An 8,785-nucleotide genomic window follows, 5' to 3' on the forward strand; every position below is an offset into this window, starting at 1 on the left:
CAATAATACGGTCAATCGTTTGAGCAACATTCGTTGTATGTAATGTTGATAAAACCAAGTGACCTGTCTCTGCTGCTGTTAAAGCTAGAGATATTGTTTCGAAGTCACGCATTTCTCCAACCAGAATAACATCTGGATCTTCACGTAAAGCTGAACGTAATGCATGAGCAAAACTATAACTATCTGAACCAATCTCTCTTTGGTTAATCATTGATTGTTTATGATGATGAACATATTCAATTGGTTCTTCAAGTGTAAGAATATGACAACGTTTGTTTCTATTAATAACATCAATCATTGCTGCAAGTGTTGTTGATTTTCCTGATCCTGTTGGTCCAGTAACCAAAATCAAACCTCGTTGTAACATCGCAAGTTTACCAAGAATTTCAGGTAAGTTGAGTTGTTCAAGTGTTGGAATTGTAGAATTCAACAAACGCATTGCTATTGCGAAATTTCCTTTTTGACGATAAACGTTAACACGATTCCGAAAGCCGTCTTCTGATACATATGTAAAGTCCAAATCATCTCCTGTCATCAACTTGTTTAATTGCGAATTTGAAATCATAGATTTCACAAACATTTCTACTTCGCTTTGCGACAATGGAATATCAGTTATAGGACGAATGTTACCAGTAATACGCAACATGGGTGGTAATCCCACTGTGATGTGTAAATCAGATGCATTATTATCTCTTGCAATCCTTAGATACTGCTCAATCATACTTTTCTTCTCCTATTCAATTGAATATAAAATCTTCAATGCTTCTTCAACACTTGTTGTTCCTTCTTTTACAAGTGCCACAACTTCTTCACGCATTGTAATAATATCTTTCTTTTTAGCGTATTCACGCATTGCTTTTACATCTGTTCCATTATCAACAATAATTCTTTTTATTTCTGGTGTTACTCTAAATATTTCATTAACTGCAATACGTCCACGATATCCTGTATTTCCACATAATGGACATCCTTCACCGATATATACTTTTTCAAGTGTTGGATCGCCTAAGAACTCTCTTGCATTATCACTAATGCGCATTTCTTTTTTACAATGTGGACAAACACGTTTTACTAGTCGTTGTGCAATTACTCCTCGTAATGAATCCGCTAGTAAATATGGTTCAACACCCATATCAACTAGACGAGCAATTGATGAAAATGAATCGTTTGTATGGAGTGTTGAAATTACTAAGTGTCCTGTGATTGATGCACGAACTGCAATCTCTGCAGTTTCAGCATCACGAATTTCCCCAATCATAATGATATCTGGGTCTTGTCGTAAGATTGAACGTAGCCCTGAAGCAAATGTTAATCCCGCTTTGGTATTTACTTGCACTTGGTTAACTCCATCAATACGTTTTTCAACAGGGTCTTCTACTGTAACTATATTTAGTTTAGGATTTATAATTTCTTTTAACATTGAATACAATGTTGTTGTTTTTCCTGAACCTGTTGGACCGGTTGCTAGAATAATTCCATTTGAATATCGTAGCATTGAGCGAATTGTATTAATACTTCTTTCAGAGAAACCCATATCCTCAAAGTTATAGCTAACATCTTGATTTGTTCCCAAAAGACGCATAACAATCTTCTCACCATAGATTGTTGGCAATGAAGATACACGCATATCGATTTCAGTAATTCCATGTTGGAATTTAAATCTTCCATCTAATGGCACACGCTTTTCAGCTATATTCATTCCTGCCATAATTTTTATACGCGTTGTCAATAACGGATGAATATTGTTTTGTAGTTCCATATTCACACGTAAGTCACCATCTATTCTAAATCGCACAAGAACTTTTCCTTCTTCAGGTTCAATATGAATATCACTGGCATTACTTTGAATTGCGTCGCTGACAATATTATTTAGTAGTTTTACAACAGGTGCTGCATCAATACGTTCAAGCATTTCAGCATTTTCGCCTTCATCTGCTTGGATCGTGTTTTCTTGATGAAGGACATTGATTGCATCACTTGCTTTTAATCGAGTAAAGATTTTATCTTGTGCAACTTCAATTTCTTTTTTACTTGAGATAACACACTCAACATGCATACCTGTAGCTACACGAATATCTTCAATACTATAGAAGTCAAGAGGATCTGCTGTTGCTACAAACAAAACTCCTTCACGCACATATAGTGGTAAAACTCTAGACTTCATCAACAAGTCTTCTGGTATTAAGTTAATCGCATCGGTTTCGACACTGAAAATTGGGTTTTCAATATATGGAACATTTAGTTTCTTACTTAATAGTTTCAATACATCTTTTTCTTTCACATAACCTAGATTAACCAAAACATCTCCTAGACGTTTTCCTGGTTGCATCTTTTGCTTTGCAAGAGCATCATTAAGCTGATCCATCGTAATATAATTATTACTTAATAACAGCTGCCCTATTGGTATATTTTTTTCCATAGCTCTCTCCTTTTAGTTTTTTTTATGGTAAACTTACTAATAGAATAAAGAAAGAAATTGAGGTCTCTTTATGCTTTTAGTAATACTCATCATTTTTGTTTTTGGATTAATCATCGGTTCCTTTCTAAATGTTTGTATCTATCGTTATCAATCACAGGAATCCATTGCCAAGGGGCGTTCACATTGTCAAAATTGTGATCATTCTCTTTCATGGTATGAACTAATTCCTGTCTTTAGTTGGATATTTCTTGGAGGTAAGTGCAAAAGCTGCAAACAACCTATTTCCATTCGTTATCCACTCGTTGAATGTTTAACAGGTTTCATCTTCGTTGGTGTCTTTCTAACATTCGGTTTCACTCTTGATACTTTAGTTTACTTCCTCTTTGTTTCCATTCTAATCATGGCTGGTTTCATTGATTACGATTCCATGATAATTCCTGATCGTACACATATCATTTGTATTCTTTGTGGAATCTTACTTCTTATTTTACATCCAGATCAACTTACAAACAAACTAATTGGGCTTGTGGTAGTAAGTGTTCCCTTATTCTTAATTGCTTATTTTACTAAAGGCATGGGATATGGCGATGTAAAACTAATGGCATCTTGTGGTTTTGTATTAGGTTGGCAAAATATTTTATTCGCATTTCTGTTGGGTTCTGTTATCGCGAGTATTTATGGAATCATTACTTCAAGAATCAATAAGACTTCACTGAAGAGTGAGATTCCTTTTGGTCCACATCTTGTGATATCTATTCTATTTTGTTTATTCTTTGGTAATCAATTAATAACTTGGTATCTTACAAGCTTCTTCTAATCAGGAGAAGCTTCTTTTCTTATACATAATGAACCTGTTCCACCTGGTCCAATTATCTTATCTTCTTTATAAGGAGCGATTGTTGACGTTATTGAATAACCATTGATATTCAATGTAACTTGAACATTATCGACATTGTTGTTAAAATACAGCGATATTTCTTTTACCCCCGAATAATAACTTGCTGGTAAACCATCTTCAACATTTTTAAAAACCAGTGACTTTGATTCTTGGCTTGCGAATATTGTTGCATCACATCCATTCCCATCATCTGGTCCTACATAGCCTTTTGCATTTCTAATTGCATTTTTAATTATGACCATCGATGTATTTGCCATATCCTTGTTTTGACTCATTGTTTTTTGAACACCATAATTTACAAAAATTGGAGAGAAACTAGTCGCCACGAAAACCATTATAATCGCTATAATGGCTATGGTCACAATTAATTCAACTAGTGTCATCCCTTTTTTCATTTTTATTCCTTCGCTCTAAACATTCTATACTTTACTGTACCTTGACTCTCAAATACTTCTGTTTCAACGGCAAATGTCACTCCATTAAAGTTCAAATTTCCTATCCCTCTATTAAGGGAATAAACATTACCTTTTGTCATATTTGATGATGATGCAATGCTATTTTTATTTATTTTTGCATTTGTTTGATTAATGGTAAGTGCTTGTACAAACAATGTGATGAAGAGTACTGAGATAATCGCAAGTATCGCAACCGATACAATTACCTCAACTAAAGTGAATCCTTTTTTATTTTTAATCATATGTTTTCGCAAAAGTCATTACACCTCCTGATCCACCAGAGAAAGTAAGTCCTGCTTCCGCAAGTAATCCCATCATTTTTGAACTTGCTTGTACTCCATAAATGCTTACAAATTTTTCAGTAGAAATTTCTTGCGCAAAAAGTCCACCATAAACATCAACACTACGTGGCTCATCCGTTTCAATGTCTATTTCTCCAAACGGATGGATTACCCAACCATAAACTGCTGTATCTCCACTATCTGAATCTATTTCTAAATCAAATGATTTAATAGAATCACGTGATGTTGATATCAATAGTAAATTATCTTCTGTTCCAGGTTGTCCAATTTGTGAATCTTCAATACTTAAATCTTTTACAATGATAACCACCATATTTTCAGAATCTACATCTGTAAGTGTTAAATTAACATTATCAAAGCTCGGTGATTTAATTTTTGTTAAATCAATATAAATATCACCTTTGGAATTATCCACCGTTATGTTATTCCAAATTGCTGGCATACTACAATTTGCATCAATTGTTTGTCCCGCCTTGCATTGCTTGGTAATTCCTTTTACTTTATCTTCTAGAAATTTCTTATATGTATTAAAAACTTCTGTCTCATTTTCAAATTCAATAGTTTGTAGTTGATTACTTGGAAGTTTCTTGTCTAATCTAGCACAATCATCAATAGGTTGATCAAACAAGCAATAAATTGAGTTTGCTCCATTTCCCTGTGCATCAAGACCTCCAAAACCATTTGAGTCATTAATCACTATCGGTTTATCAAAACCGCCTTCAATGATATTTAGATAACCTACAACTGAACGTGATAATCCATCTATTGTTGCAGTTGAATCAACTTGTAGTTTTTTACATGCTGCAATATCTGTTGTTGGTGGCTCCAATTTACAACTTATTTTAATATCAACAACACCCATCTTTTGACTTGTAACATCAAGTTTAGATGTTGGTGTTTGACCAGAACGGACCATATTCGCAATCATTGCGCCATTAGTAGGATCAAGTTCAAAACTAGCGAGTGTTGTTTCTAGTCCACTTAATGCACTTTGATATGCTTGTTCACTAGAGATTTCCATGGTTGTCATCTTAGTATTATGATTAGTGATTGTTAATAATCCTGCGCCAAGTATTGTAAGGATAGCAAAAATTAGAATGACATAAACTAGAACGACACCTTTTTTGCTTTCCTTTTTCATACTTCTCACTCCAATCCTTTTGAACTATATACAACGATAGATACTGTGAATACACCCTCTTTGTCTACCGCTATACCTGATACTCTCATTGTCTTTCCTTGATTATAAACAGCATCTAGAAATGTTTGAAGTTGTTCATTCGTTGAATTAAAACTAATATCCACCGTATTCTTCTCCAAGTATGTTTCATACAATGCTGGTGCTGCTTGTATTGGATCTGTAATACCTTTAATCAAATATAAATTATCTTTTATATTATAGGTAGTTTTCTCACCTTCAGCTGGTTCTTCTACTTCTTGCATATCTGGATATACTACATTAATTGTATCTCCCGTTATGTTTACAGCTACAATATCCAGTCCTTGACTATGGGCAATCTCCAATAAATATCCTTGAAGTTGATCATTCTCTCTTGTAGGTAATAATAATTTAGTTTGTTCATCCGCTACTTCTTTTGCATCTTTTAACAATTTATCATTGTTTCCATATCGTGCTACTTTCATATCTAGTTCTTCATGAGAAACTTGTAAATTACTATACAATGTTTTATTACTCATGTAATTTTCTAGTGTTGGTAAGAATAAGAATACAACATAAACTGTTATAACAACTAAAATCCCCAAAACACTTAACAGGAATTTCTCTCTCTTTGTTAGTCCCTTCATCTTATTCACCCCTCTTTAATTCGGCAATTACATTGAATTCATAGCCTTCTTTTGTCTTTTGAACACCAAAGTAATCAACCGATTTAAACAAGCCACTATTTCTTAAATAATCTGGATAATATGTTGAAATATCCACATTAGATGTAAGTAAATTAATATTTAATATTCCTGCGGTTGTAGACATCTGTGTTATTTTTGCATCTTCATACCCATAAATAACTTGAACTAAATATGCATTCATATCGGGATAGTATTTTAAATTATTTTTCACAGCTTCCATTTCTAAACTGATTGTATTGTACGCTTCAAGTAATGTGTCCTCTTCACTTACTTTTGCAGCTTTTTCAATTAAGTCTGGTTGACTAACATAAGCTTCTTCTGTGCGAATGTCATTTTCTAATTCATAATTCAAATAGAATAAACCACAGAATGCTCCTCCCATCAGTACAATACTTACTCCTGTAAGTATCAACAACTTCTTTTTTCCTGGATCCATAGCTTTTTGATCTTTTGCGTATTTATCATAATTAGTCGCAAAGTTCATTGCCTTTGGATTAGAAACCATTGATCCTAAAATATATACATAAGCTAGGTAGTTAAATTCTTCTGGTGCAGTTACATTAGAAAGTTGTGGTAATAATTCTACTGCCATTGGATAACTATTTCTCAATTCATTTACTAAAGTATCCAATCCATTACTTTCTCCAAATAAGTAGATTGATTCTATCTTTACTTGATATCTTCTTGATAATTGGAATTGTTGTATCAAAGAAATTTCTTCCTTAACTTTTGCAACTACATTTTCATAATCATCAAATGAAATTCTTTCACTTCTTTGTAACACGAATTTCTTTTCATCAAATAAAAATACTTTTAACAAATTATTTGATACTTCTAAAATTACATAAGGAGCATCACTATTATTAATATTCGTTTTATCAATGTAATTGAATAATGCATTATAACCTAAATCAATCATTCTTGGTTTTTTACATTTGATATCTTTTAATAATTTCATGTATGCTTCTATCTGATTCAATGGAAGTCCACATGCTAATATTCTTCTTAGATTTTCTTCTGGCACTTTACCAAGTTCAATCTTATCTAATACAAACTCTTGATTAATAGTTTGAGATGCACGCAACTCATTGTTTAGAATTTGCATTGTATTTTTGTCATCAACAAAAGGCACCTTAACTTCTCGATAGAAAGGTCCTGAGTTATTCACAACAATTGTTGATTTGTTATTTTTCTTTTCTTTTAATTCATTTTTGATAGGATCTAAATTTGTGTAATCAATAAGTGTAAACACAGTTTTAAATTCTTCAATATTAATTCTTCCCTTTTTATTTGTTGCGCTAATAATCTTATATTGATTATTACCAAGTTCAATATATTGTGCCACAGTATTACCTCCTTATTGTACTAAACTCATCATGCCATACATTGGTAGTATTACCGCTACTACAATTCCACCAATGACTAATGCCATAACAACAATCATCAGTGGTTCTAGGAATGATACAAGTCGTGTTGTTGCCGCATCTGCTTCTTCATCAAAGTAATCGGCAGCAGAACCCAAGATTGAATCTATTGACCCAGATTCTTCGCCAATATAAACCATGGATGTGAACATCGGATCAAATAGCTTTGTGTCTTCGAGTGATGTTGAAATGAATTCGCCTCGACTTACCTTTTGTATTACATTTTGAAATTCATCTTCAATGACAATATTTCCTATGATTATTGAAACCATCTGTAATAATTGAATCATGTCCAATCCACTGGCATATAATGTCGCAAATCCTCTAGCACAACGTGCCGAATAAATTGTTCGATTTAGTTTTCCAACAACCCACATCTTTAGTTTGATTCTATCGATAAACTTTCTTACCGATCTAATTTTTAGTAATATCTGCATTACCATAAATAGAATCGCTAAACCAGCAATTAATAGCCACCAGTAATTTGAAATGAAATTACTGACAGATACGAGTATTTGTGTAGGTAATGGTAAATCGTATCCTTCATAGAGTGTAAAGAATGTTGGTAGCACAGTTGTCATTAAGAAAATAACGACCACAATTGCTATAGCACCTAAAATCATAGGATACATTAATGCACTTTTTACTTTATTATTTAGTTTATTTTCTTTTTCAAAATGTTCTCCCATTTTGGCTAAGTTAATTTCTAAAATACCACTTGCTTCCCCTGCTTCAACCATGTTTAAAAGGATGTTTGGAAAAACACCCTGTTCTCTCATTGATGTAGAAAGACTATTCCCTTTTTGCATTGACTCATAAATTTTCCCATAAATCGCTCTGATTTTTGGTTTATCACTTTTTGTTTCAAGAATATGAATTGCTTTAATTATTGTAATCCCACTTTGAAGCATGACTGATGTTTGACGACAAAAAACAATTAAGTCTTTCGCCTTCATTCTCTTAACTGGTTTTACTTCTCTATGAACTTCTTCATAGCTCACCAAGTAGTATTCCATTTGCTTAATTTTTAAAAGTAAGCTCTGTTCATTTTCTGCTTCTAAAGTACGTGTCACTTTTTTTCTATTTTTGTCGATTAAAACGCACTTAAACAGCTTCATGGCTCTCTCCCTCATGTTTATTAAATTTTAGCACAAAATATCAATAAAACAACCAAAAGGAAGAGAGTTGAGTGATTCAGACAACTATGATTATTCCTTAATGAAACAAAAATGAAACAAAAAAAGCAAGGGCGTACCCTTGCTTTATATCTTCAACTATTTAATTTCTGTTAAATTATTAGCTGCGATTGATAATGCTTTTAAGTAATCTCCAACAGTCATTGTAACTGAAGATTTTAATTCTTCAACTTCAGGAACTGCTGTGTGATTACCATCACCTTTATCAAATGTTGGCATTTCGAT

Annotated in this window: 9 protein-coding genes; 1 reads left to right on the forward strand and 8 read right to left on the reverse strand. The window is 32.9% G+C overall.

From position 1 onward, the window contains the following. Positions 1-721, reverse strand: a 721-nt coding sequence (locus RSB60_RS06925; RefSeq protein ID WP_332615365.1) for a type IV pilus twitching motility protein PilT, incomplete at its 3' end; no start/stop codon positions are given. Between the two features lie 12 nt (positions 722-733). Continuing rightward, the gene (locus RSB60_RS06930; protein ID WP_323382023.1) at positions 734-2,419 is read right to left on the reverse strand and encodes a GspE/PulE family protein; all 1,686 of its coding nucleotides are present in this window, start codon (positions 2,417-2,419) and stop codon (positions 734-736) included. Positions 2,420-2,489: 70 nt separating this feature from the next. Between RSB60_RS06930 and RSB60_RS06935 the strand changes: the two genes are divergently transcribed. Next, complete coding sequence (locus RSB60_RS06935) at positions 2,490-3,236, forward strand: prepilin peptidase (protein ID WP_323382022.1); 747 nt, start codon at positions 2,490-2,492, stop codon at positions 3,234-3,236. On the opposite strand, the gene RSB60_RS06940 is transcribed toward RSB60_RS06935, so the two are convergent. The 6 genes from RSB60_RS06940 to RSB60_RS06965 are packed head-to-tail and all read right to left on the reverse strand — an operon-like array spanning position 3,233 to position 8,482. After that, positions 3,233-3,712, reverse strand: a complete 480-nt coding sequence (locus tag RSB60_RS06940) for a prepilin-type N-terminal cleavage/methylation domain-containing protein (RefSeq protein ID WP_323382021.1) — start codon at positions 3,710-3,712, stop codon at positions 3,233-3,235. The two genes, RSB60_RS06935 and RSB60_RS06940, sit on opposite strands and share 4 nt — an antisense overlap. A 2-nt stretch (positions 3,713-3,714) precedes the next feature. Then, positions 3,715-4,026 (reverse strand): type IV pilin protein, encoded by a 312-nt coding sequence (locus RSB60_RS06945; protein WP_332615368.1) that lies wholly within the window; start codon positions 4,024-4,026, stop codon positions 3,715-3,717. Next, positions 4,007-5,215 (reverse strand): pilus assembly PilX N-terminal domain-containing protein, encoded by a 1,209-nt coding sequence (locus tag RSB60_RS06950; RefSeq protein ID WP_332615370.1) that lies wholly within the window; start codon positions 5,213-5,215, stop codon positions 4,007-4,009. Before RSB60_RS06950 ends, RSB60_RS06945 begins: the two co-directional genes overlap by 20 nt. A gap of 5 nt (positions 5,216-5,220) precedes the next feature. Beyond that, positions 5,221-5,880 carry a hypothetical protein gene (locus RSB60_RS06955; RefSeq protein WP_323382018.1) on the reverse strand — a complete coding sequence of 220 codons (660 nt, stop codon included), beginning with the start codon at positions 5,878-5,880 and terminating at the stop codon, positions 5,221-5,223. 1 nt (position 5,881) lies between these two features. Then, entirely contained in the window at positions 5,882-7,285 is a 1,404-nt protein-coding gene (locus tag RSB60_RS06960; protein WP_323382016.1) for a hypothetical protein, read from the reverse strand. Positions 7,286-7,297: 12 nt separating this feature from the next. After that, positions 7,298-8,482, reverse strand: coding sequence for a type II secretion system F family protein (locus tag RSB60_RS06965; RefSeq protein ID WP_323382015.1), 1,185 nt, complete (start codon positions 8,480-8,482; stop codon positions 7,298-7,300). Positions 8,483-8,785: the final 303 nt, after the last annotated feature.

The sequence above is a fragment of the Anaerorhabdus sp. genome (assembly GCF_036657415.1).
Classification (GTDB): Bacteria; Bacillota_I; Bacilli_A; order Erysipelotrichales; family Erysipelotrichaceae; genus Anaerorhabdus.

Excerpts from the sequence above, each read along its gene's own strand:
- RSB60_RS06930 (WP_323382023.1), bottom strand. The coding sequence starts at position 2,419 with ATGGAAAAAAATATACCAATAGGGCAGCTGTTATTAAGTAATAATTAT.
- RSB60_RS06935 (WP_323382022.1), top strand. The coding sequence starts at position 2,490 with ATGCTTTTAGTAATACTCATCATTTTTGTTTTTGGATTAATCATCGGT.
- RSB60_RS06940 (WP_323382021.1), bottom strand. The coding sequence starts at position 3,712 with ATGAAAAAAGGGATGACACTAGTTGAATTAATTGTGACCATAGCCATT.
- RSB60_RS06950 (WP_332615370.1), bottom strand. The coding sequence starts at position 5,215 with ATGAAAAAGGAAAGCAAAAAAGGTGTCGTTCTAGTTTATGTCATTCTA.
- RSB60_RS06955 (WP_323382018.1), bottom strand. The coding sequence starts at position 5,880 with ATGAAGGGACTAACAAAGAGAGAGAAATTCCTGTTAAGTGTTTTGGGG.
- RSB60_RS06965 (WP_323382015.1), bottom strand. The coding sequence starts at position 8,482 with ATGAAGCTGTTTAAGTGCGTTTTAATCGACAAAAATAGAAAAAAAGTG.